General features: G+C 55.5%; 22 protein-coding genes. 8 read left to right on the top strand and 14 right to left on the bottom strand.

Translation table 11 applies throughout. The features are described 5' to 3' along the window. Positions 1–89: 89 nt before the first annotated feature. The 4 genes from ACM5QY_RS21950 to copA all read right to left on the bottom strand — a co-directional run bounded on the left by ACM5QY_RS21950 (position 90) and on the right by copA (position 5,484). Entirely contained in the window at positions 90–1,307 is a 1,218-nt protein-coding gene (locus ACM5QY_RS21950) for an MFS transporter (RefSeq protein ID WP_416122668.1), read from the bottom strand. Positions 1,308–1,356: 49 nt separating this feature from the next. Then, positions 1,357–1,836 (bottom strand): Cys-tRNA(Pro)/Cys-tRNA(Cys) deacylase YbaK, encoded by a 480-nt coding sequence (gene ybaK / locus ACM5QY_RS21945; protein WP_416122667.1) that lies wholly within the window; start codon positions 1,834–1,836, stop codon positions 1,357–1,359. A gap of 248 nt (positions 1,837–2,084) precedes the next feature. Next, positions 2,085–2,885, bottom strand: a complete 801-nt coding sequence (locus ACM5QY_RS21940; protein ID WP_416122666.1) for a TraB/GumN family protein — start codon at positions 2,883–2,885, stop codon at positions 2,085–2,087. 49 nt (positions 2,886–2,934) lie between these two features. Further along, positions 2,935–5,484 (bottom strand): copper-exporting P-type ATPase CopA, encoded by a 2,550-nt coding sequence (gene copA, locus ACM5QY_RS21935; RefSeq protein WP_416122665.1) that lies wholly within the window; start codon positions 5,482–5,484, stop codon positions 2,935–2,937. 196 nt (positions 5,485–5,680) lie between these two features. Between copA and ACM5QY_RS21930 the strand changes: the two genes are divergently transcribed. From ACM5QY_RS21930 to cueR, 3 genes are all read left to right on the top strand, one after another. After that, positions 5,681–6,601, top strand: coding sequence for an extracellular solute-binding protein (locus ACM5QY_RS21930; protein WP_416122664.1), 921 nt, complete (start codon positions 5,681–5,683; stop codon positions 6,599–6,601). Between the two features lie 16 nt (positions 6,602–6,617). Next, on the top strand, positions 6,618–7,358 hold the full coding sequence (locus ACM5QY_RS21925; RefSeq protein ID WP_416122958.1) for a molybdate ABC transporter permease subunit: 741 nt from the start codon (positions 6,618–6,620) through the stop codon (positions 7,356–7,358). Positions 7,359–7,428: 70 nt separating this feature from the next. Further along, positions 7,429–7,830: a Cu(I)-responsive transcriptional regulator gene (gene cueR / locus ACM5QY_RS21920; RefSeq protein WP_152327913.1), complete on the top strand. Its 402-nt coding sequence runs from the start codon at positions 7,429–7,431 to the stop codon at positions 7,828–7,830. A gap of 9 nt (positions 7,831–7,839) precedes the next feature. Here cueR and ACM5QY_RS21915 read toward each other — a convergent pair whose 3' ends face one another. The 5 genes from ACM5QY_RS21915 to tesA form a co-directional block, all read right to left on the bottom strand. Continuing rightward, a complete protein-coding gene (locus ACM5QY_RS21915; protein ID WP_416122663.1) occupies positions 7,840–8,295 on the bottom strand; it encodes an NfeD family protein in 456 nt (151 codons plus the stop codon). Then, positions 8,295–9,215, bottom strand: coding sequence for an SPFH domain-containing protein (locus ACM5QY_RS21910; protein ID WP_104923016.1), 921 nt, complete (start codon positions 9,213–9,215; stop codon positions 8,295–8,297). Before ACM5QY_RS21910 ends, ACM5QY_RS21915 begins: the two co-directional genes overlap by 1 nt. Before the next feature lie 234 nt (positions 9,216–9,449). Continuing rightward, complete coding sequence (locus ACM5QY_RS21905; protein ID WP_416122662.1) at positions 9,450–10,307, bottom strand: co-chaperone YbbN; 858 nt, start codon at positions 10,305–10,307, stop codon at positions 9,450–9,452. Between the two features lie 97 nt (positions 10,308–10,404). After that, on the bottom strand, positions 10,405–11,181 hold the full coding sequence (locus ACM5QY_RS21900) for an SDR family oxidoreductase (RefSeq protein ID WP_416122661.1): 777 nt from the start codon (positions 11,179–11,181) through the stop codon (positions 10,405–10,407). A 111-nt stretch (positions 11,182–11,292) separates the two neighbouring features. Beyond that, on the bottom strand, positions 11,293–11,922 hold the full coding sequence (gene tesA / locus ACM5QY_RS21895; RefSeq protein ID WP_416122957.1) for a multifunctional acyl-CoA thioesterase I/protease I/lysophospholipase L1: 630 nt from the start codon (positions 11,920–11,922) through the stop codon (positions 11,293–11,295). On the opposite strand from tesA, the gene ybbA reads away from it, so the two are divergent. Further along, the gene (gene ybbA / locus ACM5QY_RS21890) at positions 11,893–12,579 is read left to right on the top strand and encodes a putative ABC transporter ATP-binding protein YbbA (protein ID WP_416122660.1); all 687 of its coding nucleotides are present in this window, start codon (positions 11,893–11,895) and stop codon (positions 12,577–12,579) included. The two genes, tesA and ybbA, sit on opposite strands and share 30 nt — an antisense overlap. After that, positions 12,576–15,008, top strand: coding sequence for a putative ABC transporter permease subunit YbbP (gene ybbP, locus ACM5QY_RS21885; protein ID WP_416122659.1), 2,433 nt, complete (start codon positions 12,576–12,578; stop codon positions 15,006–15,008). Before ybbA ends, ybbP begins: the two co-directional genes overlap by 4 nt. A 39-nt stretch (positions 15,009–15,047) precedes the next feature. Here ybbP and purK read toward each other — a convergent pair whose 3' ends face one another. Both purK and purE read right to left on the bottom strand, forming a co-directional pair. Further along, positions 15,048–16,112, bottom strand: a complete 1,065-nt coding sequence (gene purK, locus ACM5QY_RS21880) for a 5-(carboxyamino)imidazole ribonucleotide synthase (protein WP_416122658.1) — start codon at positions 16,110–16,112, stop codon at positions 15,048–15,050. After that, positions 16,109–16,618, bottom strand: coding sequence for a 5-(carboxyamino)imidazole ribonucleotide mutase (gene purE, locus ACM5QY_RS21875; protein ID WP_416122657.1), 510 nt, complete (start codon positions 16,616–16,618; stop codon positions 16,109–16,111). The genes purK and purE overlap by 4 nt, the downstream gene beginning before the upstream one ends. Positions 16,619–16,798: 180 nt before the next feature. On the opposite strand from purE, the gene ACM5QY_RS21870 reads away from it, so the two are divergent. Next, complete coding sequence (locus tag ACM5QY_RS21870) at positions 16,799–17,416, top strand: MiaE family protein (RefSeq protein WP_104923008.1); 618 nt, start codon at positions 16,799–16,801, stop codon at positions 17,414–17,416. Positions 17,417–17,452: 36 nt separating this feature from the next. Here ACM5QY_RS21870 and lpxH read toward each other — a convergent pair whose 3' ends face one another. Both lpxH and ppiB read right to left on the bottom strand, forming a co-directional pair. Next, positions 17,453–18,175: a UDP-2,3-diacylglucosamine diphosphatase gene (gene lpxH, locus ACM5QY_RS21865; RefSeq protein WP_416122656.1), complete on the bottom strand. Its 723-nt coding sequence runs from the start codon at positions 18,173–18,175 to the stop codon at positions 17,453–17,455. 11 nt (positions 18,176–18,186) lie between these two features. Continuing rightward, entirely contained in the window at positions 18,187–18,681 is a 495-nt protein-coding gene (ppiB, locus tag ACM5QY_RS21860; RefSeq protein ID WP_104923006.1) for a peptidylprolyl isomerase B, read from the bottom strand. A gap of 227 nt (positions 18,682–18,908) precedes the next feature. Between ppiB and cysS the strand changes: the two genes are divergently transcribed. Both cysS and alkA read left to right on the top strand, forming a co-directional pair. Further along, positions 18,909–20,300 (top strand): cysteine--tRNA ligase, encoded by a 1,392-nt coding sequence (cysS, locus tag ACM5QY_RS21855; RefSeq protein WP_416122655.1) that lies wholly within the window; start codon positions 18,909–18,911, stop codon positions 20,298–20,300. 62 nt (positions 20,301–20,362) lie between these two features. Then, entirely contained in the window at positions 20,363–21,235 is an 873-nt protein-coding gene (alkA, locus tag ACM5QY_RS21850; protein WP_416122654.1) for a DNA-3-methyladenine glycosylase 2, read from the top strand. A gap of 26 nt (positions 21,236–21,261) precedes the next feature. Here the strand turns inward: alkA and ACM5QY_RS21845 are convergent, their stop codons facing one another. Continuing rightward, positions 21,262–23,520 (bottom strand): PAS domain S-box protein, encoded by a 2,259-nt coding sequence (locus tag ACM5QY_RS21845; RefSeq protein WP_416122653.1) that lies wholly within the window; start codon positions 23,518–23,520, stop codon positions 21,262–21,264. Positions 23,521–23,532 lie beyond the last annotated feature (12 nt).

The raw sequence follows: 23,532 nt of genomic DNA, 5'->3' as shown, positions 1-23,532 counted from the left end.
GATTTAAATGGGTTTTCGCGGGCGGATCTCAAGAGGCAACGGCTTTTTTTGCTGCCGATAAATGATTATCGGCAGCGGAAGGGAATGCTTCAGGCTTGTTTACGTTCAATATTTGGCAGGAATGCGGTCAGTATCCCCAGCAAGGGCAGGAAGGCACAAATCTGATAGACCAGTTCGATGCTGGTTCTGTCCGCCACATAGCCCAGCACCGCAGCGCCGAGGCCGCCCATACCGAAGGCCAGGCCGAAAAACAGCCCCGAAACCATACCGACTTTCCCCGGCATCAGTTCCTGGGCAAACACCAGAATTGCCGAAAATGCTGAGGCCAGAATCACGCCGATAATGACGCTGAGAACGCTCGTCCACATCAGATTGGCGTGCGGCAAAAGCAGGGTAAATGGCGCGACGCCGAGAATTGACGCCCATATGACGTATTTGCGCCCAATCTTATCCCCAACCGGACCGCCTATAATGGTCCCGGCCGCCACGGCGAACAGGAAAACGAACAGATGGATTTGCGCGTTCTGCACCGAAACACCAAATTTATGAATCAGATAGAAGGTGTAGTAACTGCTCAGGCTGGTCAGGTAAAAATACTTCGAGAAGACCAGCACCAGCAAAATCCCCAGCGACATCGCCACGGTTTTACGCGGCAATACGGTCACGGTATTTTTCACCGGCCCGCGCTTTTTCGCGATCTGATTTTGCTGGCGATACCACTTGCTGATTTGCAGCAGAACGACAATGCCAAGCAGCGCCGCCAGCGAGAACCACGCGACGTTGCCTTTGCCGTAGGGCGCGATGATTAACGCCGCCAGCAGCGGGCCAAGTGATGCCCCGAAATTCCCGCCGACCTGGAACAGCGATTGCGCCAGCCCGTGACGCCCGCCGGAAGCCATGCGCGCCACGCGTGACGATTCAGGATGGAACACGGATGAACCCGTTCCCACCAAAGCAGCCGCCAGCAGCACAACCGGAAAACTTTGCGCCACGGCCAGTAACAGCAGGCCGGACAGCGTAAAGCCCATGCCGACGGGCAATGAATACGGCTGCGGATGTTTATCGGTGTACCAGCCAATCAGCGGTTGCAGCAGCGACGCGGTAATCTGATACGTCAGCGTGATCAGGCCAATCTGGGTAAAACTGAGTGAGAATTCGTTTTGCAGCAACGGGTAGATCGCCAGAATCAGCGACTGAATCATGTCATTGAGCAGATGAGAAACGCTGATCGCCGCCAGAATTGAAAACGCAGTCTTTTTGACGGCGTCTTTCTGCGGGCTATCTGGCGTGGCCGTATTGTCGGTCATAGCAGATGAACCTGTCTTATTTGTGCATAGAGGAAATGCGTGAATCCGGTCAGCCAGCTTTTGCGATCTCAGCAAACTGGCCTTTCAGTAAGCGGCAAAGATCGCCTGCCGCCAGTTCAAGATCAAGCCCGCGTTTACCCCCTGAAACATAAATGGTGGAGAAAGTCTGTGCCGGGCTGTCGATGACCGTCGGCAGCAGCTTTTTCTGCCCCAGCGGGCTGATGCCGCCCACTAGATAACCGGTCACGCGCTGCGCGATGGTGGGATCGGCCATATCGGCTTTTTTGGCACCGAGGGCTTTGGCGACTTTCTTCAGATCCAGCATCGAGGCCACCGGCGTGACGGCAACGGCGAGATTTTTGGGATCGCCATTCAGTGAAACCAGCAATGTTTTGTAGACCTGACGCGCATCCAGCCCGAGCTTTTTCACCGCCTCGTCGCCAAAGTGGGTTTCGTCACTGCTGTGTTCATACGGATGAAGGGTAAAACTGACTTTATTTTTTTCCAGGAGCAATACGGCAGGGGTCATACCTGTCTCCTCATTTTTGCTTTTTTGTTCGAAAAATCGTCACCCGCTCAATCTGATGAAATTTAACAACAAAGTATCTTTATTACGCGGAGGGGAAATAGTAGAGCAATGAATGGTTATTGCCAAGACCCGCCACAGGTTGCTACCCTGTGCGCGCCGGTACTGTGCCTGAAAAGGCCGGCACTGAAGCTATAACAAAAAAATGAAATTCCTCTTTGACTGGCCGGCCTTAAAAACCGGCCATTTTTTTATCCTTTCAGCAATTCCGGCAGATTCCCTTCACCATACAAATGCAGCGCGCCCACGGCGACCACGTAATTTCCCGGCGGAAGTTCGGAAAGCTGTTTTTTCCAGCGCAGATTACGCTGATTCATCAGGACATCGTAGAGGTCGTTGCTGAACGTATTCGGCAGTTGTTCAATCGCCAGCCCCGGTTTGGCATCAAGCCACCAGCTGATCATGGTTTGCAGCAGGCGGGCGTTGGTGTGCCAGTGCGTCAGCGTATCTTCCAGCAGCGTGCGGCCGCCGTCGGGAAGTTGCTGTAACAGCTCAAACTGTTCCTGCGGGCCTTCCAGCTCAATCACCGGCGTGTTCTGCTGTTTAGCTGATTGCAGCAACTGATAGTCGATGCCGTAATCCCCGCGCAATCCCAGACGCTGTGCCTGTGTCGCCTGCAACATCAGCGCAACCTGCCAGGCCGGAAGCGGGTTAAGTGTCCACATGGAAACGCCGAGCTCTTCGCATAAACGCTCAACGTGCAGATATTCGGATTCGGTCAGGCGTTCGGCCAGGGGCGGAAATTCGCCGGACATGCTGAAAGGGGATTCGGTTCCGCTGATGTCGGCTTCGACAATCAGGGCATCGGCTTTTTGCAGACGGCGTAACAGCAGCGCGGGCAGCGGTTGCATATCCTGCGTGCCCATATGAATGCTGCCGACCAGATGCAGCGAGCGGTTGCCGGGAAGCCGGATATCCATGGCAGGATACGAATACTCGACAGGAAACAGCCTGCGTAGCCAGCTGAAAGCCTGGTTGAAAAACTGCGCCATATCGCATGGTCTCCCGAAAAATGAGAGACCATGCTAACGCGTCAGCGTTTTAGCGAACAGAGGAAACGTCTTGTTTTTTCGGCGTAAAGCGTAAGAGGCGGTTTGCGTTAGTGACAACGGTAATGGAAGACAACGCCATGGCTGCCCCTGCGACGACCGGGCTGAGCAACGTGCCGGTCAGCGGGTACAACACGCCTGCCGCAACCGGAATACCGATCACGTTATATACAAACGCGCCTAACAGGTTCTGCTTCATATTGCGCAATGTGGCCTGTGACATCGCCAGTGCATCCGCAACGCCGTGCAGGCTCGGGCGTATCAGGGTGATAGCCGCCGTTTCAATCGCCACATCGCTGCCGCCGCCCATTGCAATCCCGACATCGGCCTGCGCCAGTGCGGGCGCATCGTTAATGCCATCGCCAATCATCGCAACCTGCTGGCCTTTGGCCTGCAACGCTTTAATGGCCTCGGCTTTGCCTTCCGGACGCACACCGGCAATCACCGTATCGATGCCTGCCTGCGCGGCAATGGCCTGCGCCGTTCGCGGATTATCACCGGTCAGCATCACCAGATGATAACCCAGCTGATGCAGCCGTTGCAGCGCGGCGACGCTGTCACTGCGCAGCGGATCCCGCAGCGCGAACAGCGCGGCAATTTCACCGTCTGCCGCCAGAAGTACCGGCGTTGCGCCTTGTCCGGACATTGCTTCCAGCAGCGCGTCGGCCTGCTGTGTATCGACGCCGTTTTCCTGCATCAGCGCCTGATTGCCCAGCAACAGCGTTTTGCCTTCTGCTTCACCACGCAGACCCAGCCCGCCCAGCGTACGGAAATTCTGCACGTCAGGGACAGCCAGACCTTCGGCTTTTTCCACAATTGCCTGTGCAAGCGGATGGTGCGAACCTTTCTCAAGCGCGGCGGCAAATCGCAGAGCCTGCGGTTCACTGATGCCGCCGAAAGTGTGAATATCAGTCACTTTCGGCTGGCCTTCGGTCAGCGTCCCGGTTTTATCGAAAACCAGCGTGGAAAGCGTGCTGGCTTTTTGCAGGGCATCGGCATCACGCACCAGCACACCAAACTCAGCGGCGCGCCCGACACCGGCAGTAATCGACATCGGCGTCGCGAGCCCCAGTGCGCAAGGGCAGGCGATGATCAGCACCGTGGTGACGATCACCAGCGTGTACATCAGTTGGGGTTGCGGGCCAAAGAAATACCAGATTGCACCGCTGAACAGGGCAATCAGCACCACGGCGGGCACGAAAACGGACGAGATTTTGTCCGCCAGTTTGCCGATTTCCGGTTTGCTGCTTTGTGCTTCCCGCACCAGTTTGATGATGCGCGAAAGTGTGGTCTGGCTGCCAATGGCCTCCGCGCGGAACAGCACGCTGCCGTCTTTAACCAGCGTTCCGGCATGCACTTTTTCGCCCTGGGATTTTTGTTGCGGGATGGGTTCGCCGGTCAGCATCGCTTCATCCATCCACGCTTCGCCGCTTTGTATTTCGCCGTCAACCGGCACGCGATCGCCGGTGGTCAGACGCAGCAACATGCCCTGCTGTACATCCGCCAGCGGTAGCGTTTTTTCGCCCTCCGGGGTCACAACCCGCGCCGTAGGCGGCGTGAGATCCAGCAAACGTTCGAGCGCCTGCGACGAGCGCTGACGCCCGCGTTGTTCCAGCGCGTGGCCCAGATTAATCAGGCCGATGATCATCACGCTGGCTTCGTAATAAAGATGTCGCGCCTGCATCGGAAAAGCATCCGGCCACAGGCTGACGGAAATGGAGAAAATCCACGCCGCACCCGTGCCGAGTGACACCAGCGTGTCCATGTTAGCGCTGCCGTGCATCAGGCTTTTCCATGCGCTGCGGTAAAAGTGGCCGCCTGCGACAATCATGATCAGCAGCGTCAGCAGGCCGACAATCAGCCAGCCGGTCTGATTGCTGGCGGTGACCATCATTTCGCCGCCCAGCAATCCCCACAGCATCAGCGGGATACCCGCCGCCAGCCCGACTGCCGCCTGCCAGCTGAAACGGATCATGCTGCTGCGCGCCGTTTGCTGCTGGCGCTCGCGGCGTCTGGTTTCATCAATAATGATTTCAGCGCCGTAACCCGCGCGTTCAACCGCCGCAATCAGGGCATTCTGGTCAGCATCACCGCTGACCAGCGCACTGCGTTCCGCCAGATTGACCCGCGCGCGTTCGACGCCGTTCACGCCTTCCAGCGCCCGCTGGACTTTACTGACACAGCTGGCGCAGCTCATGCCGCTGAGCAACAGCTGCACGCTGTCGTCAGAGGCTGAGGTTTGAAGCACGTGGTTTTCAGCCGGAACAGGTGACGCGGCCGCTGACAGGGGTTCCGGCAAAACACTCGCCTTATCGGTCAGCGGCTCAGATTTTGGGGACGCGTCTTCCAGCAGTTGTGCTTCATATCCGGCATTTACGACGGCGTCGATCAGGCTCTGGCTGCTGGCGTCGCCTTTCACAATGGCTTTATCCAGAGAAACTTCAACGGCGGTGGTACCGTCAACCGCTTCGAGCGCTTTACGCGTTGAAGCCACACAATGCCCGCAGGACAGGCCTTGCAGAGATAATACGGTGGTGGTCATAGTGGTTTTCCTTGGGTTAACTTTCACTCAGGACAGAGGATAAACCTTCCAGCAAGGGTAAGGTCAAGTAACGGCTTTCCCTGAACAGAACATTTTTCATTTTTCTCTCATTTACACTTTATTTAGAAATTTCCTTGCAGATTGGCTTATCGTTATCTTCCAAATTATATAACGATAAGTGCCAAGGGGATTTTCGATGGGAAAGATGCAGACAACACTTCTGCTGATGGCGGGATTAATGGCGGCGCAGGCTTCACAGGCTGCGGAAGATTTTCGCGTCACCTACGCCGGTTCGATGGGCGTGGTGATGGATAAATATCTGGGACCTGATTTTGCGAAACAGAACAAGGTGAATTATCAGGGGCAGGGGCAGGGCGCGTACGGCATGGCAAACCTGCTGGCGTCGAAAAAAGTGGTGGCGGACGTTTTTGTGTCCATCACGCCGGGGCCGGTTGAAATCCTGCAAAAAGCGGGCATGGCCGGGCAGGCGATCCCGGTGGCCAGCACCAGCATGGTCATTGCTTATAATCCGAAAGGAAAATACGCCGAAAAATTTGCTGCGATCAAAGACGCCAAAGCGGGCGCTGAGCCGTGGTGGAAAGTGCTGCAAACCCCGGGATTACAGTTCGGCCGCACCGATCCGGTCAGCGATCCTCAGGGCCAGAACATTATTTTCACCCTTATGCTGGCCGAGAATTACTACAAACAGCCGGGGCTGGAAAAAGCCGTGCTGGGGGATGTGCAGAATCCTAAGCAGATTTCAGGCGAGGGCGGTCTTCTGACCCGTCTGGAAGCCGGCCAGGTTGACGCCGCGTCGGGCTACGAAAGTGCCACGATTTCCGCGCATCTGCCGTACATCAAACTGCCGGATGAAATTAACCTGAGCAATCCGCAGATGTCGAAAGACTGGTACAGCAAGGTGACTTTCAACGTGAAAGATTCCACCGGCAAAGAGAAAACGCTGAGCACGCAGCCGCTGGTCTTCTACGCGGTGGTGCTCAACAATGCGCCGCATCCGAAACTGGCGAAAGAATTTATCACTTACCTGCAAAGCGCCAAAGGTCAGAAGCTGTTTGAACAAAACGGCTACGACAAACCTAAAGGCGGAAACCTTTAAGTTGCGTGCGTCAGGAATGGCGGTTCCCGCGCTGGCACTGCTGATGGTCCCTTTTGTCACGCTGCTTTTCCTGACGCCGTGGTCAGATTTTCATCTGGCTTACGGCGACAGCCATGCGGTCGTGGTTTCGCTGGGGCTGAGTCTGCTATCGGTCGGCCTGATTATTCTGCTCGGGCTGCCGGTCGCATTCTGGCTGGCAAAAACGACCTCGCGCTGGCGCACTTTGGTGGAAGTGCTGGTGCTGATCCCGCTGCTGACGCCTCCGCTGGCGATGGGGATTTTGCTGGTGTCGGTTTACGGGCCTTACGGTTCGGTTGGTGAAACACTTTCTGCCATCGGTATGACGCTCAATAACAATGCGCCCGCGTTTGTGCTGGCACAGATTTATGGTGCGTTGCCTTATTTCATCCTCTCGGCGCGTGGCGCACTGGAAGCGGTGCCGCGCGATGTCGAAGAGGCCGCGCAGACGCTGGGCGCACGGCCTTTTCAGGTGCTTCTCCGGCTCACGTTGCCGCTGGCCTCGCGCGGAATTTCCGCCGGGATCGCCATTGCCTGGGTACGGGCGATTGGTGAATTCGGCATTGTCATGGTGTTCTGTTATTTCCCGCAGGGGATCCCGGTCAAAATGTTTATCAACCTGCAAAACGACGGCGTAACGTCGGTTTATTCCCTCCTGTGGATCCTGCTTATCGTGACGTTACCGCTGCCCATGTGGTTGCTGATGCGCACCAAAAAACAGACCGTGCATTACAGCTGAGGATTTTCGCTAAGTCGGAAACGCGTATACTGGTCAGATAAAGTGCAAAACAGGGCGACGCGGAGGCGAAATGAATATCAGTGATGTGGCGAAAAAAACCGGACTGACCAGCAAGGCAATTCGTTTTTACGAAGAGAAAGGTCTGGTGACGGCCCCGGCGCGCAGCGAGAACGGATACCGCCGTTATGCGCAAAAACATATCGAAGAGCTGACATTACTTCGCCAGGCGCGGCAGGTCGGTTTTACGCTGGAGGAATGCCAGGAATTAGTGGCGTTGTTCCATAATCCGGACCGCCACAGCGCAGATGTGAAAGCGCGGACTTTAGAAAAGGCCGCCGAAATTGAGCGGCACATTGAAGAACTTCAGCTGATGCGCCAGCGCCTGCTGACGCTGGCGGAATCCTGCCCCGGCGATGACGGCGCAGATTGCCCGATAATCGATAATCTTTCTGGCTGCTGCCACAAACATTAACGTCAGGCGTTACTGCGCAGGGCGTTCCACGCGCAGCGTCGCGCCCTCAACACCGGTAATCACCACTTTATCACCGACTTCCAGCGGCGAAGCGCATGACGCCCGCCAGCTGCTGTCGCCGATTTGCACCCGCGTGTACTGATTTTTCAGCGGTTCCAGCACGGTGGCGTAAGTACCCACTAACTGCTGTCCGCGCTGGTTCAGAGCCGAATTACCACTGGTTTTGTCCGTGCGCTGATTCAGCCATTTCCACCACAGCCAGGCGGCGATAATGGTCAGAAGGGCAAACGCCACGCCCTGCCATTCCCACGGCAGCGGCAAAACCCACGTCACCAGCCCGACCAGTGCCGCCGCTACGCCACTCCACAGTAAGTAACCACTTGCTCCCACCAGCTCAGCCGCCAGCAACAGGCCGCCCAGAGACAGCCAGAACAGATGCGGACTTGCCATGAAGTTATGCAGCATTATTTGCCGCCTTTGGTTTCTTTCAGCAGCTCAGCAATCCCGCCAATGGAACCCATCAGGCTGGTTGCATCCAGCGGCATCATGATGATTTTGCTGTTGTTCGCCGAACCGATTTTGGTCAGTGCATCGGTATATTTTTGTGCCACGAAGTAGTTAATGGCCCGGACATCACCGGCGGCAATCGCTTCAGACACCATTTTGGTGGCCTGCGCTTCTGCTTCGGCCGCACGCTCACGCGCTTCAGCCTGTAAGAATGCCGACTGACGCTCACCTTCGGCTTTGAGAATTTGCGACTGTTTTTCACCTTCTGCACGCAGGATGGCAGACTGACGAACCCCCTCGGCTTCCAGAATGTCGGCGCGTTTTGTACGTTCAGCTTTCATCTGCGCGTTCATCGCGGAGATCAGTTCGGCCGGTGGACGCACATCACGGATTTCAATACGCGTGATTTTTACGCCCCACGGATTGGTGGCTTCGTCGACGATATGCAGCAAACGTGCGTTGATGTTGTCACGTTGTGACAACATTTCGTCGAGTTCCATCGAGCCCAGCACGGTACGGAAGTTAGTCATGGTCAGGTTGACGATCGCCTGTTCCAGATTGCTGACTTCATAGGCGGCGCGCGCCGGGTCAATAACCTGAATAAAACAAACGGCGTCGATGGCGACGTTGGCGTTATCGCGGGAAATCACTTCCTGAGAAGGAATATCCAGAACCTGTTCCATCATATTGATTTTGCGGCCAACGCGGTCAACAAACGGCACGACGAGATTCAACCCCGGCATCAGGGTTTTGGTATAACGGCCAAAGCGCTCGACGGTCCACTGGTAGCCCTGCGGCACGATTTTGATCCCGGCGTACACCACCAGCAGCGCAAGTACGATCAGAATAAGGATAGGAATGGGAATGAGGTCAAACATAGTATGAAACTCCTGTAAAACTGTGTCCTGAATATTCCGGCGGAATATTCGAGTAAAAACATGTCCCTGGCGCACTCACCGAAAGTCAGGCGCGTGCGCAATTGTCGCACAAATAACTAACGCGTCGTATTAATAAAGGATAGTTCAGGGGATAAAAGGCAGGGGAAAAAGCGAAAAAAAGCGCACGTCAGGAGGGGAATGTGCCCGACGTGCGTAACTAATTTTTTGAGTGAATCAGTACAGCAGAGAATATAACTGGCGACGATATTTAGCCGCCAGCGCATCGCCGGTGCCGAGTGCCGCCATGATATCCATCAGCGTTTTGCGTGCAGTTCCGTTTGCCGCACCCAGATCTTTTTTCAGCGGAGCCATCAGCAGCTCCAGCGCTTCTTCGTTACGCCCGACCTGATGCAGTTGCAGACTGAGTTTGACCACCAGTTCCGCGTTCTCAGGATCCTGCTGTAATTCCTGTTGCAGCAACTGAATTTCAGGGGTGTCAGCCGCCTGTTTCAGCAGTTCAATCTGGGCAATCAGCCCCTGATAACGGGAATCTTTATCCTGCAACGGAATGGTTGCCAGCACGGCTTCCGCGTCGTCGGAGCGGTTGAGATGGATTTGGGTTTCTGCCAGCAACAAACCGATATCACTGCGGTAATTGCTCAGCTGCCACGCGTCTTTCAGCAGCGGTAGAGCTTCCGTCGCGTTGCCAGCCTGCAACAGTTCCTGCGCCTGAGCGAGTTTCAGCTCTTCTTCTTTCGGCAGAACTTTTTGCAGCAATTCGCGGATCACTTCTTCCGGCTGCGGCCCCTGGAAACCATCAACTGGCTGACCGTCTTTGAACAGGTAAACCGCTGGAATTGAACGCAGGCCAAACTGCTGGGCAATCATCTGCTCTGCATCGCAATCCACTTTCGCCAGAACCAGCTGACCGGCATATTCCGCCGCCAGTTTGTCAAGAATTGGCCCCAGCTGCAGGCAATGTTGACTGCGTTCAGACCAGAAATAAAACACCACCGGCACCGACATGGATTGTTCCAGCGTCTGATGCAGATTGGTTTCGTTGATATCGATGATAGTAGGTTGTGCAAGCATGAATTCTGTCTCTCTCGCGCTAAGGCTCAAAGTCATTTAAAGCATTAAATATTAAATGGGGGCAGCTTTTACGGCTTCAACCCCAGGCAGCTTTTACTTAGCTGTTTCCGCGCAATATTGTGTCCAGCAAACGCGACGGCAAAAGGCGTTTGAGTACGGCGAGCGCATGAGCGACCAGCGTCACCGGATACCGCAGGCGCGCTTTCGGGTTTTCTAAAGCATGGTGTAATTTCGGCAAAACGGCTTCCGGCGGCAGCGTAAAACGTCTCGCGATCCCCGGATTTTCGACCGGCTGGTCGGCCTGTGACTGGTTTACGTTGATCGTAAAGTTGCTGCTCAGCGGGCCGGGTTCGATCAGGCTCACCTGAATGCCCGTGCCATGCAGTTCCATGCGCAACGTATCTGACCAGGCTTCGAGCGCGAATTTACTCGCAGCATAGGTTCCGCGCCCTGGCGTCGTCACCAGCCCCATCACCGAGCTGGTCTGGATAATGCGGCCTTCGCCGTGCGGCAACATCGCGGGCAGCAAAAGCTGCGTCAGCTGATGCGTGCCGAACAAGTTGGTGGAAAATTGTTGTTCAAATTGCTCACGACTGATGGTGTTCAGCGGGCCGTAAACGCCGTAACCGGCATTGTTGAACAGGCCAAAAAGACGGTTGCCGGTCAGCGCGATCACCTGCGCGGCGGCGAGTTCTACGCTTTGTTTGTCATCCAGATCGAGCGCAATGGTTTCAAAACCGAGCTGGCGGAGCGTGTCAATATCGGCACTTTTGCGACAGGCGGCCAGTACGCGGTAACCACGGGTACGCAAATCTTGTGCGGCGACCAGCCCGATCCCGCTGGAACAACCGGTAATTAATACTGCTTTTTGCATAACTTTACCTGTGAGGTGTCCCTATTTTTTATGGCTGTGATTTACTAGGGAGTCGGGTGAAAAAGGTAACGTCTTGGTTTTAATCACGTCACGGTATTATTTATTGTAAACCTACTGTGTGACCAGCGGCGCGAGTTTTTCGGCCATCCAGTCGGCGATAAACGATTGTGCCGCCAGTGCCGGATGCAAACCGTCGTCCTGCATCCACTCAGGTTTTGCGGCGACCTGTTCCATAAAGAACGGCACCAGCGGGATGTTTTCCTGCTTCGCCAGCGCCGGATAAATGGCGTAAAACGCATCACCGTAGCGGCGGCCATAGTTTGGCGGCAGACGGATTTGCATCAGCAGCGGTTCGGCATTGGCTTGTTTTACCTGACTGATAATCTGTGTCAGCGTTTGTGAAATGGTTTGCGGCGGAAACCCGCGCAGTCCGTCGTTTGCGCCCAGTTCGATCAGCACCCAGCGCGGATGATGTTGTTGCAGCAACGTCTGCAAACGGGCCAACCCTTGTTCGGCGGTATCACCGCTGATACTGGCGTTAATAATCGTGGGTTTGCCCTCTTCTTTCTGCCATTTGTTATTGAGCAGCGACGGCCAGGATTCGGCTACCGGAAGGCGATAGACAGCACTTAAACTGTCGCCAATAATCAGTAAGTTATCAGCAGCTACGGCGCGAAAACTCAGCAATCCCAACAACATAAGGAAGGGGAGATGCCAGCGGAAAACGTTCTTGAAGTTCATCATCTTAGTAAGCACGTCGGTCAGGGTGAAGGACAGCTCACCATCCTGTCCGGTGTCGAGCTGGTTGTCAAACCTGCCCAGACAATTGCCCTGATTGGCGAATCCGGTTCCGGTAAATCGACACTGCTGGGAATACTGGCCGGGCTCGATGACGGCACGGCGGGTGACGTGAAGTTGCTCGGCAAATCCCTGAGTGCTCTCAATGAAGAAGGGCGCGCCGCGCTGCGGGCAAAAAATGTCGGTTTTGTATTTCAGTCCTTCATGCTGGTGCCGACGCTGAACGCCCTGGAAAACGTGCAGCTTCCGGCATTGCTGCGCGGTGAAAGTGACAGCAACAGCCGTCAGCAGGCGGTGCAACTGCTGGAAAGCCTCGGGCTGGGCGGGCGTTTACATCATCTTCCTGCGCAGCTTTCCGGCGGCGAACAGCAACGTGTGGCGCTGGCGCGTGCGTTTATCGGCAAACCTAAACTGCTTTTTGCCGATGAGCCAACCGGTAATCTGGATCGCGCCACGGGGGAACGCATCGTTGATCTGCTTTTCTCACTGAACCGCGATGCCGCAACCACGCTGATTCTGGTCACGCATGACGAGCAACTGGCGGCGCGTTGTCAGCGGCGTCTGCGTCTGCGAGACGGGAAATTGTGGGAGGAAGCATGATCTGGCGCTGGTTCTGGCGGGAATGGCGATCGCCCTCGCTGCTGATTGTATGGCTGGCGCTCACGCTGGCGGTGGCCTGCGTACTGGCGCTGGGCAGTATCAGCGACCGTATGGATAAAGGGCTGAGCCAGCAAAGTCGCGAGTTTATTGCGGGCGACCGTGTACTGCGTTCTTCTCATCCGATTACCGAAGCCTGGTTGCAGGACGCCGAAACGCAGGGGCTGAAAGTCAGCCGTCAGCTCACTTTCATGACCATGACCTTTGCCGGAAATACGCCGCAGCTGGCGTCGGTGAAAGCCACAGATCTGGCGTATCCGTTATACGGCGCGTTACAGACGGAGCCGGCCGGGCTCAAACCGCAGCCGGGCACCGTTCTGGTCGCGCCCCGTTTGCTGGCGCTGCTGAACGTGAAAGTCGGCGATTCTCTGGATGTCGGTGACAGTACGCTGAAAATTGCCGGTGTGATTGTGCAGGAGCCGGATGCAGGATTTAACCCTTTCCAGACTGCACCACGCGTGATCATGAATATGGATGACGTGCCGAAAACCGGGGCGGTGCAGCCGGGCAGCCGCCTGACGTACCGCTATATGTTTGCCGGTTCCCCGCAGGCCATTCAAACTTACGGCGACGCCATCAAAGGGCTGCTGAAACCCGATCAGCGCTGGACCGGTATGGAAGATTCAGAAGGTGCGCTGGGCAAATCATTACAGCGTTCTCAGCAATTCCTGACACTGTCGGCGCTGCTGACGCTGATGCTGTCGATTGCCGCGATTGCCGTTTCGATGGGGCATTATTGCCGCAGCCGGTACGATCTGGTGGCGGTGCTGAAAACATTGGGTGCCGGGAAAAAGGCGCTGCGTAAACTGATCATCGGTCAGTGGCTGGCGGTTCTGGCGCTGGCGGGGATTGGCGGCAGCATTGTCGGACTGGCATTCGAAGCCGTTCTGATGAAAGTGCTCGCGCCGGTGCTTCCCGCGCAATTACCGCCTGCCGGTGGCTGGCCGTGGGTCTGGTCGATGGGCGCGATGGTGGTGATTTCACTGCTGATAGGCATCCGTCCATACCGCCAGTTGCTGGCGACTCAGCCGCTGCGCGTGCTGCGAAATGACGTAGTGGCGAACGTCTGGCCGCTGTGCTATTTCCTGCCGGTGATGTTGCTGGTCGTCGTCGGGTTACTGGCCGCGCTGATGGGCGCAAGCGCATTGCTGTGGTCGCTGCTGGGCGGCGTACTGGTGTTATCGCTGCTGCTCGGCGTGATTGGCTGGGGCGCTTTGTTTTTACTGCGCCGCCTGACTTTCCGCCAGCTTCCGCTGCGTCTGGCGGTCAACCGCTTGCTACGCCAGCCGTGGGTGACACTCAGCCAGCTGGCGGCGTTTTCCATGTCGTTTATGCTGCTGGCGCTGTTGCTGGTGATGCGCGGGGATCTGCTGAACCGCTGGGAGCAGCAGCTTCCGCCGGACAGTCCGAACTTCTTCCTGCTAAACATCACCAAAGAGCAGGTTCCGTTAGTGACGGATTTTCTGCATCAGCATAACGCGCAGCCGGAAACGTTCTATCCGATTATCCGGGCGCGCCTGACGAAGATTAACGGTGAGATAGCGACGGACAAAATCAAGCCGGACGATGCGGGCGGCGAAGCGGTAAACCGTGAACTCAATCTGACCTGGATGGACGGATTGCCAGATCATAATCCGCTGACAGCGGGCAATGGCACGCCGAAAGCGGGAGAAGTGTCCATCGACGAAGGGCTGGCCGGACGTCTCGGGCTAAAAATCGGCGATTCCGTGACGTTCACCGGGGATACGCAGGATTTCACTGCTAAAATTACCAGCCTGCGAAAAGTGGACTGGGACAGCCTGAAGCCGAATTTCTACTTTATCTTCCCGACGGGCGCGCTGGATGCCCAGCCGCAAAGCTGGCTGACCAGTTTCCGTTATCACGGCGATGACAGCACCATTACGCAGCTAAACCGTCAGTTCCCGACGCTCAGTTTGCTGGATGTCGGTTCGATTCTGCATCAGGTCGGGCAGGTCTTACAGCAGGTCAGCCGGGCGCTAGAAGTGATGGTGATTCTGGTGATGCTGTGCGGCGGCTTGCTGTTGCTGGCACAGATTCAGGTCGGAATGCGCCAGCGTCGTCAGGAGCTGATCGTTTACCGCACGTTGGGCGCGAGTAAAAAGATGCTGCACCGAACGCTCTGGTGTGAGTTTGCAGTTCTCGGGCTGGTGGCGGGCGTTGCGGCGTCGATTGGGGCCGAAGCGGCGTTATGGCTGTTGCAGCGCAAGGTGTTCGATTTCCCGTGGGAACCGGATTACCGGATGTGGGTTGCCGTGCCGGTGGTCAGTGCGTTGCTGCTGTCGGTCTGCGGTGGCTGGCTTGGCGTGAGGTTGCTGCGTGGCAGGGCGTTGTTCCGGCAATACGACGCGTAGTTTTTGCTCCTCCCCTTCGCAGGGGAGGAGCAAATCGATTTAAAGCTTCTCAACCGCCCAGGCGATTCCGCTGGCGTATTCTTCCGGCAGCATCGGCACCAGTGCGTTCAGGTTTTCTTTCAGCAGGCTGGCGCTGGCGTCGTTGAGATTCAGGTGTCCGACTTTACGACCCGGACGCACGTCTTTCTCGTACCAGTGCAGATTGACCAGTGGCAGGTTCAGCCAGTGTTCTGACACATCCGTGCCAATCAGATTGACCATCACCGACGGCGTACTGACTACCGGTTTCGGCAGCGGCAGCCCGAGGATAGCGCGCAGGTGCATTTCGAACTGGCTGTAGGACGCCCCGTTTTGCGTCCAGTGCCCGCTGTTGTGAACGCGCGGCGCCAGTTCGTTAATCAGCAACCCTTCGGCGACCACGAAACATTCCATCGCCATCACGCCGACATAATTCAGTTCATTCAGAATCGCCGACAGCATGCTTTCCGCCTGCTGTTGCAGCGCGGCGTCCGGCTCCGGCAGCGCAACACTGGTGCGCAAAATGCCGTCCTGATGCAGGTTGTGCGTCAGCGGATAAAAGACGGTTTTACCGTCGTGACCGCGCGCGCCAACCAGTGAAACTTCACCGGAAAAATTGATGCCTTGCTCAACGATGCATTCACCGTAGCAATCCTGCGGCAGCGTGGTTTCCTCGCCGGAACGCAGCCGCCATTGCCCGCGGCCGTCGTAACCGCCGACGCGGCGTTTCACAATCGCCAGTTCACCGAGCGTGGCGAAAACCTGAGGCCATTCCGCTGCATCGGCCAGCAACTGCCACGGCGCGGTCGCCAGACCAAGCTGATCGAGCAGTTGTTTTTGCGTCAGGCGGTCGGCCAGACGCGGGAAAATATCGCGGTTAACGAACGCATTGTGCGTGGCCAGTTCGCGGGTTAAGGCGGTTTCCGGCCAGCGTTCAATTTCAGCCGTAATCACGCTCTGCTGAAAAGGCACGGCTTCCGGCTCAGCATCGAGCCCCACCGGATAAACGGCGATCCCCAGCGGTTCGCCGGCCTGACGCAGCATTCTGCCTAACTGACCGTTTCCGAGTACGCAAACCGGTTTCATGCTTCTTCCCTCGGATCCGGATTATTCAGCACTTCGTCGGTTTGTGCGACACGCCACGCGGCCAGGCTTTTAGCAATTTCGGTATCATGGAGTGCGAGAATTTGCGCGGCGAGCAGGGCGGCGTTGGCGGCTCCGGCTTTACCAATCGCCAGCGTTCCGACCGGAATACCGCGTGGCATCTGGACGATAGAATACAGGCTGTCGATGCCGCTCAGCGCAGCACTTTGTACCGGTACACCGAGCACCGGCACCAGCGTTTTCGCCGCCAGCATGCCCGGCAAATGCGCCGCGCCGCCAGCGCCTGCGATGATCACATCAAAACCGTTGGCGGACGCCTGTTCAGCAAAGGTGAATAATTTGTCCGGCGTGCGGTGAGCGGAGACGATATCGACATGGAAAGGAATATTCAGCGTTGTGAGCACTTCGGCGGCGAACTGCATGGTCGCCCAGTCACTTTTAGACCCCATAACGATGGCGATTTTTGCCGGGGTAACGTTGGATGACATGTCTGTATAGCTCCTGTGATTCGGATGTAAAGCGTGCGAGGGCGCAAATGATATCACGCTCATGAAGCAAGGAAAACGGTTGCGTAGCCGGAATACGGTGCATTTTTGATGAGAAGTGCGCGGCACATTTGTATAATCTCCGCCACGAAACTCTCCGCTATCCCTACGGGAAACTGAACTATGACGCAGGCTTTACTGGCACCGATTTACGATTTTCTTCACTGTGAAACACCGGCTCTCTGGGTGGATGTTGCGCTGGAAAATCAGACGGTATTGCTGATTGACCACGCCAACTGTGAAAAAAAAGCGGCGGCCACGGCCATGAGCCTGATGACGAAATATCTGGATCGCACCGAACTGTTGTTTTGTGCGGCGCGTCTGGCCCGCGAGGAACTTCACCACTTTGAGCAGGTGGTGGAAATCATGCAAAAGCGCAATATCGCTTACACCCAGCTCTCGCCGTCGCGCTACGCCAGCGGCATGATTAAGCACACCCGCCATCATGATGATCTGAATATTCTGGTGGACCGGCTGATTATCGGGGCGTATATCGAAGCCCGTTCCTGCGAGCGTTTCGCCAAGATAGCGCCGTATCTGGATGAAACGCTGTCGCGTTTTTATACGTCGCTGCTGCGCTCAGAATCGCGGCATTTTGCCGATTATCTGGCGCTGGCGGAACAGTATGCGGGAACGGATATCAGTGAGCGCGTGGAGGAGTTTGGCCGAATTGAAGCGGAACTTATACTGTCGCCGGATGAGCAATTCCGCTTCCACTCCGGCGTACCCGTCATACTTTGAGCTGCTTCAAATTATTTAGGATAGTGATCGGATGACTTAAAACGGGAAGCTGATCAGTTCCACGTTATCGGCGGTGACTTTCACCATTGAGCCTTCTTCGTGCCATGCGCCTAATACCACGCGGTGGCCGGTTTTATTTTCCAAACGCACATCATGAACCGCCGGGCGGTGAGTGTGTCCGTGGATCATCCATTCGACGCCAGCCGCCTGCATTTCACTGATCACCGCCTGCGGATTCACATCCATAATTTGCAGTGATTTACCCTGATTAGACGCTTTGCTGTTGGCGCGCATTTTCGCGGCAATCGCCAGCCGCCATTTCAGGGGCAGCATCAGGAATAATTTCTGGATCAGCGGGTTGTGAACTTTTTTACGGAAATTCTGGTAGGCAATGTCATCGGTGCACAGCGTGTCACCGTGCAGGATCAGCACGCGGCGGCCATAAAGCTCGAGAACTTTTTTCTCTGGCAGCAGCGTCATCAGGCTTTCACGCGCAAAACGTCTGCCGAGCAGAAAATCGCGGTTACCGTGGATGAAAAAGCAAGGAACGCCTTGCTGGCGGAGGTAGTTTAACGCCGCAGCGATTTCTGCGTGTAACGGTTCCGGGTCATCGTCACCAATCCAGGCTTCGAATAAATCCCCGAGAATGTACAGCGCATCAGCCTGCGGCGCATCTTCGCGAAGAAAACGCAGAAAACCGGCAGTGATTGCCGGTTCCTGTGCGCAAAGATGGATATCTGCGATAAAAAACGTGGTCATCCCGACGCTTATTATTCGCTGATAGTGACGCTTTTGATCACAACATCTTCTTTTGGAACGTCCTGGTGCATACCGCTGCGGCCGGTTTTCACGGCTTTGATTGCGTCAACCACGTCCTGACCTTCAACCACTTCTGCAAATACGCAGTAACCCCAACCCTGCGCATTTTTGCCGCTGTGGTTCAGGAAATCGTTGTCAGTGACGTTGATGAAGAACTGTGCAGTCGCAGAATGCGGGTCATTGGTACGTGCCATTGCCAGCGTGCCTTTGGTGTTTTTCAGGCCGTTATCCGCTTCGTTTTGAATCTGCGCGTCGGTGTTTTTCTGGTTCATACCTGGCTCAAAACCGCCGCCCTGGATCATGAAACCGTTAATCACACGGTGGAAAATTGTGTTGTCGTAGAAGCCTTTACGGCAATAGTTCAGGAAGTTTTCAACCGTGGCTGGCGCTTTGTCAGCGAAGGTTTTAATGACGATGTCGCCGTGGTTGGTGTGGAAAGTGACCATATTTATCATCCTGCTAATGTTAATGTGTGCTCTTTGTCAGAGCGGCTACTATAGCCTTTTCTTATACCATAACTCAAAAGTTGCCGTCAGCACTGGCTTTGTGATGACTAAAGCCCGTCCGGCGGCCTTATGCCGTTTCGGTAAAGCTATTTTCGTTATATTATGAGCCTTAGTGACGCCGAAAGGCGCCAACGTCATTTTCTAAGCCCAACACACGGAATAGCCTGATGCTGAAGATTTTTAATACCCTGAGTCGCCAAAAAGAGGAATTCAAGCCAATTCATGCCGGTAAAGTCGGGATGTACGTGTGTGGGATCACTGTTTACGACTTGTGTCACATTGGCCACGGGCGCACCTTTGTGTCTTTCGACGTGGTATCGCGTTACCTGCGTTATCTCGGTTATGACCTGAAATATGTGCGTAACATCACCGACATTGACGACAAAATCATTAAACGTGCCGCTGAAAATGGCGAGGACTACGATGCATTGACTGAGCGGATGATCGCAGAAATGCATAAAGATTTCGCTTCACTGAATATTAAAAAACCGGATGCGGAGCCGCGTGCGACGAAACACATTCTTGAGATTATCGACATCGTTCAGAAATTATTAGATCGTGGTCACGCCTACGTTGCTAGTAATGGTGACGTAATGTTCTCAGTGGAAAGTGACCCGGAGTACGGTTTGCTGTCCCGTCAGGATTTGGATCAGCTTCAGGCCGGTGCACGCGTGGAAGTAGAGGCCAACGTCAAACGAAACCCGATGGATTTCGTTCTATGGAAAAAGTCGAAAGAAAATGAGCCTGCTTGGGAAGCCTTGTGGGGTGCCGGTCGCCCAGGCTGGCATATTGAATGTTCGGCAATGAATTGCAAAGAGCTTGGACATCATTTTGATATTCACGGCGGCGGTTCTGACCTGATGTTCCCGCACCACGAAAACGAAATCGCGCAATCAAGCTGCGCGCATGACGGCCCGTATGTGAATACCTGGATGCACTCCGGCATGGTCATGATTGACCGTGAGAAAATGTCCAAATCGCTGGATAACTTCTTCACCGTGCGCGACGTGCTGAAATATTACGACGCCGAAAGCGTGCGTTACTTCCTGATGTCCGGCCACTATCGCAGCCAGCTGAACTACAGCGAAGAAAACCTGAAACTGGCACGTACCTCGATGGAACGTCTGTACACCGCACTGCGCGGCACAGATGCCAGCGCAACGCCAGCCGGTGGTGACGCGTTCGTGGCCCGTTTCCGCGCGGCGATGGACGACGATTTCAACACGCCGGAAGCGTATTCCGTGCTGTTTGATATGGCGCGTGACATCAACCGTCTGAAAGCCGAAGACCTGTCTGCGGCAAACGGTCTGGCCGCTGAGCTGCGCCAGCTGGCGGGCGTTCTGGGGCTTCTGGAGCAAGATCCTGAGCAGTTCCTGAAATCCGGTGCGCAGGCGGATAACGACGACGAAGTGGCTGAAATCGAAGCGCTGATCAAACAACGTAACGACGCCCGTGCCAGCAAAGACTGGGGCATGGCAGATAAGGCGCGTGACCGTCTGAATGAAATGGGTATTGTTCTGGAAGATGGGGCTAACGGAACCACCTGGCGCCGAAAGTAATCTCCTTCATACTTTTGATTTCAAAGCCTCCTTTCCGGAGGCTTTTTTATGAGGATCGCCTTGTGACAAAAACGCATCTGGCTTATCAGCCGCCGTACGACTGGCAGTGGATGACCGCTTTTCTTGGCGCACGCGCCTTGCAGGGCGTCGAGCAGCAGGACGGTGAGTTTTACCAGCGCACGCTGGCCGTCATGCACAACGGAAAGCGGCTGACCGGCTGGTTGCGGCTGCGTCCGTTACCGGAGCAAAACGTTGTCGAGCTGGAGGTTTCGCCTTCGCTGGAGCCAGTTTCCGAAAATGTCGCGCAGCAGGTGCGTCGGTTGCTGGATCTCGACGCGCAACCGGACGCAATTGCGCAAGGTTTAGGGCGGCTTGCCGAAAACTCGCCAGGCCTGCGTTTGCCGGGCTGCGTTAACCGGTTTGAACTGACGGTCAGGGCGATCCTCGGACAACTGGTCAGCGTGAAAATGGCGGCGACGTTAGCCACCCGTCTGACCGAAAAGTGGGGTGAGCCGGTCACCACGCCCTTTCCGGCGCTGACGCACCTTTTCCCCTCCCCGGCGCGTGTGGCGCAACTGACCGTGGAGGATTTACGCGGAATTGGCGTTCAGGCGAAGCGCGCCGCATGCCTGATTGGCATTGCGCAGGCGGTGGAAGCGGGGCGTTTGCCGCTCGATGACATGAAAAATGTGCAGGACGGCGTAAAACAATTGCTCGCGATGCCGGGGATTGGCAGCTGGACGGCGAGTTATGTCGCGATGCGCGCCTGGTCTGCGCCGGATGTTTTTCTGGGCGGGGATTATCTGATTAAGCAGCGATTTCCCGGAATGACGCCGGGGAAAATCGCCCGTTATGCCGAGGTTTGGAAACCGTGGCGCACGTATGCCACGTTGCATTTATGGTTTAACAATGACTGGCAGCCTGATTTGCCCTGACCGTCAGTTTGCCCTTAACGCGAAAGTTATTCCGTACCGTTTTGTGGCGGTTTCGGCGCGTGGGCGGTTGCGGTTTTCTGATCTGCTTCATATTTGAAAACCTGCCCGCGCCCGTTACGTTTGGCGGTATAACAAGCCATATCGGCCTGCGCCATAAATTCGCTGGCGCTCACATACGGATTGCAAATTTGCGTCAGCCCGGCGCTGGCACCAATGCGGTACATTTTCCCTTCCCACACAAACGGATACGCGTTGATCTTATCCACCAGTTGCTGAACCGTGATGAGTCCCAGTTCCATCGGACAATCAAACAGGATCAGCGCAAACTCATCGCCACCCAGACGGGCGAGACGATCGCTGTTGCGGATGTGCTCCTGCATCAGCGTACTCAGCTGGCACAACAACTCATCTCCTGCTGCGTGACCGGCGCTGTCGTTAATGGCCTTAAAGCGGTCGAGGTCGATAAACGCCAGAGTGTGAACCTGATGACGCGTTGCCGTCAGGTTCAGCGCTTTTTTCAAGCTTGATTCAAAACTGCCGCGGTTCGCCAGCCCGGTCAGTAAATCATGGGACGCGCTGTAGCTGAGTTTACGCATCAGTTCGCGGGATTTACTGACGTCCTGAAGCACCAGCACGATACCGATCGGTTCATCTTTTAGCGTGCGTAGCGGGGAAACCGCTAACTGAACATCGAACAAACCGGTGTCATGACCGTGCAGCACCAAAGACCGTTCGACGGAAGAGTGCAGATTCTCGTTAATATCGAACTGCATCAGGTTGTCGATCATCGGCCCGTCAGGCCCTTTACTGATCAGGACGATACGGTTGACCGGTTGTCCCTGCGCCTGTTGTTCTGTCCAGCCGGTCATTTTTTCCGCCACCGGGTTCATGAACGTAATATTCATATTGCGGTCAGTGGAAATCACGGCTTCGTTGATCGAATTCAGGGTAATGTGCAGCAGTTCTTTTTCTTCGTGCAGCGCTTCTGACAGCCGTTTGTTGGTCATTTCTGTGTGCTTGAGTTCGTTAATATCCTCTACCTGAGAAATGAAATACAACGGGTTGTGATGCTCATCACGCACGAGTGACACCGCCAGCAACGCCCAGACGATTTCACCGTTGCGGCGTAAATAGCGTTTTTCCATGGTGTAGCTTTGGATTTCATCGTCCAGCAACTGTTGGAACAGCGTGAGGTCTTTGCCCAAATCTTCCTGATAGGTGATTTCCTGGAACGTCAGCGTGGTCAGATATTCCGCCTCATAACCCAGCAAATTGCACAGCGCCTTGTTGACCTGCAGCAGTTTTCCCTGCGGGGAAACCAGCGTCATCCCGATGGCGGAATATTCCATGGCATTGCGGAAACGGTTTTCGCTCTGGGTTATATGCGATTTCTCGGTGCGCAGGGCATGCATCGCCATTGCCATCGCGTTAGCGGGCATCAGGATCAGCAGCAGTGGCAGGAAAATTAACCCCTGAGGGATCTGCACCGTTGTATGGGGCTGTACGGTGATTATCCCGCTGGTATGCAGCAGGGCGATCATCAGTGTCATCGACAGGAAAATAATAAAGGCTTCAATGCGCGGCAAACGGATGGCGCACCACAGCAGGGGGATTGTGATGAAGGCGAAAGTATAGGGCAGCCATTTCAGTGCCAGAAAACCGGCGATCAGCGTCAAAATAAGGGTCAGGACCAGTTCGAAGAACCGTTTTGACGTGAGGTTTTTGGTGAAGTAATCCCGCTGATAAATCAGCCCCAGTGGTGTGAGTGCCAGAATCGCCACCGCCTCAGACATAAACCAGGTGGCAAACCGGCTTTGCAGTTCTGCCGGTGAATGGATATGCATAATAAACAGCATCATGATCACCGAACTGACCAGCGGGCAGAAAACCACGGCAATCAGCAGAAACTTCACCCAGGAACTCAGACCGGAAAGCGGATCCTGCTGCGGCAACATCCGGCGCAAAAATGTCGCGCACAGAGAGGCCTCGATAAGATTATTAACCAAATAAGGCAGATAACGCGGGGGTGGGGTGCCCATCACCGCGTGGGCGGCAGCTATCCCCAGTGCAGCGGCGCATAGCAACGGCAGCCACTGGCGAAAATGATGATGGAACAGGACCGGAATCAGTAACGCCGTCGGCAGCCATAAGCCCGCAAGGTTGGACTGCCTCTGAATAATGTTCATGCAGGCAAGCGCCAGAAGGCAAATAGAGACGCCTAAAAGCAGAGGGGCTTTCCAGTCTGCCTTGTGAACAATGAGAGAAGGCGGTGTACTTCTTTCCACGATGAAAACCCT

It is taken from the genome of Rahnella sp. PCH160 (assembly GCF_047784855.1).
In the GTDB taxonomy this organism is placed as follows: Bacteria; Pseudomonadota; Gammaproteobacteria; order Enterobacterales; family Enterobacteriaceae; genus Rahnella.
The sequence above is the reverse complement of the archived record's forward strand: the minus strand, read 5'-3'. Positions and strand labels throughout refer to the sequence as shown.

Coding starts and splice junctions, on each gene's coding strand:
- ACM5QY_RS21910 (WP_104923016.1), bottom strand. CDS start 9,215: ATGTTTGACCTCATTCCCATTCCTATCCTTATTCTGATCGTACTTGCG.
- ACM5QY_RS21930 (WP_416122664.1), top strand. CDS start 5,681: ATGGGAAAGATGCAGACAACACTTCTGCTGATGGCGGGATTAATGGCG.
- copA (WP_416122665.1), bottom strand. CDS start 5,484: ATGACCACCACCGTATTATCTCTGCAAGGCCTGTCCTGCGGGCATTGT.
- ACM5QY_RS21925 (WP_416122958.1), top strand. CDS start 6,618: ATGGCGGTTCCCGCGCTGGCACTGCTGATGGTCCCTTTTGTCACGCTG.
- lpxH (WP_416122656.1), bottom strand. CDS start 18,175: ATGACCACGTTTTTTATCGCAGATATCCATCTTTGCGCACAGGAACCG.
- tesA (WP_416122957.1), bottom strand. CDS start 11,922: ATGAACTTCAAGAACGTTTTCCGCTGGCATCTCCCCTTCCTTATGTTG.
- ACM5QY_RS21905 (WP_416122662.1), bottom strand. CDS start 10,307: ATGCTTGCACAACCTACTATCATCGATATCAACGAAACCAATCTGCAT.
- ybbP (WP_416122659.1), top strand. CDS start 12,576: ATGATCTGGCGCTGGTTCTGGCGGGAATGGCGATCGCCCTCGCTGCTG.
- ybbA (WP_416122660.1), top strand. CDS start 11,893: ATGCCAGCGGAAAACGTTCTTGAAGTTCATCATCTTAGTAAGCACGTC.
- ybaK (WP_416122667.1), bottom strand. CDS start 1,836: ATGACCCCTGCCGTATTGCTCCTGGAAAAAAATAAAGTCAGTTTTACC.
- purE (WP_416122657.1), bottom strand. CDS start 16,618: ATGTCATCCAACGTTACCCCGGCAAAAATCGCCATCGTTATGGGGTCT.
- ACM5QY_RS21940 (WP_416122666.1), bottom strand. CDS start 2,885: ATGGCGCAGTTTTTCAACCAGGCTTTCAGCTGGCTACGCAGGCTGTTT.
- cysS (WP_416122655.1), top strand. CDS start 18,909: ATGCTGAAGATTTTTAATACCCTGAGTCGCCAAAAAGAGGAATTCAAG.
- cueR (WP_152327913.1), top strand. CDS start 7,429: ATGAATATCAGTGATGTGGCGAAAAAAACCGGACTGACCAGCAAGGCA.
- ppiB (WP_104923006.1), bottom strand. CDS start 18,681: ATGGTCACTTTCCACACCAACCACGGCGACATCGTCATTAAAACCTTC.
- ACM5QY_RS21950 (WP_416122668.1), bottom strand. CDS start 1,307: ATGACCGACAATACGGCCACGCCAGATAGCCCGCAGAAAGACGCCGTC.
- ACM5QY_RS21915 (WP_416122663.1), bottom strand. CDS start 8,295: ATGCTGCATAACTTCATGGCAAGTCCGCATCTGTTCTGGCTGTCTCTG.
- ACM5QY_RS21870 (WP_104923008.1), top strand. CDS start 16,799: ATGACGCAGGCTTTACTGGCACCGATTTACGATTTTCTTCACTGTGAA.
- purK (WP_416122658.1), bottom strand. CDS start 16,112: ATGAAACCGGTTTGCGTACTCGGAAACGGTCAGTTAGGCAGAATGCTG.
- ACM5QY_RS21900 (WP_416122661.1), bottom strand. CDS start 11,181: ATGCAAAAAGCAGTATTAATTACCGGTTGTTCCAGCGGGATCGGGCTG.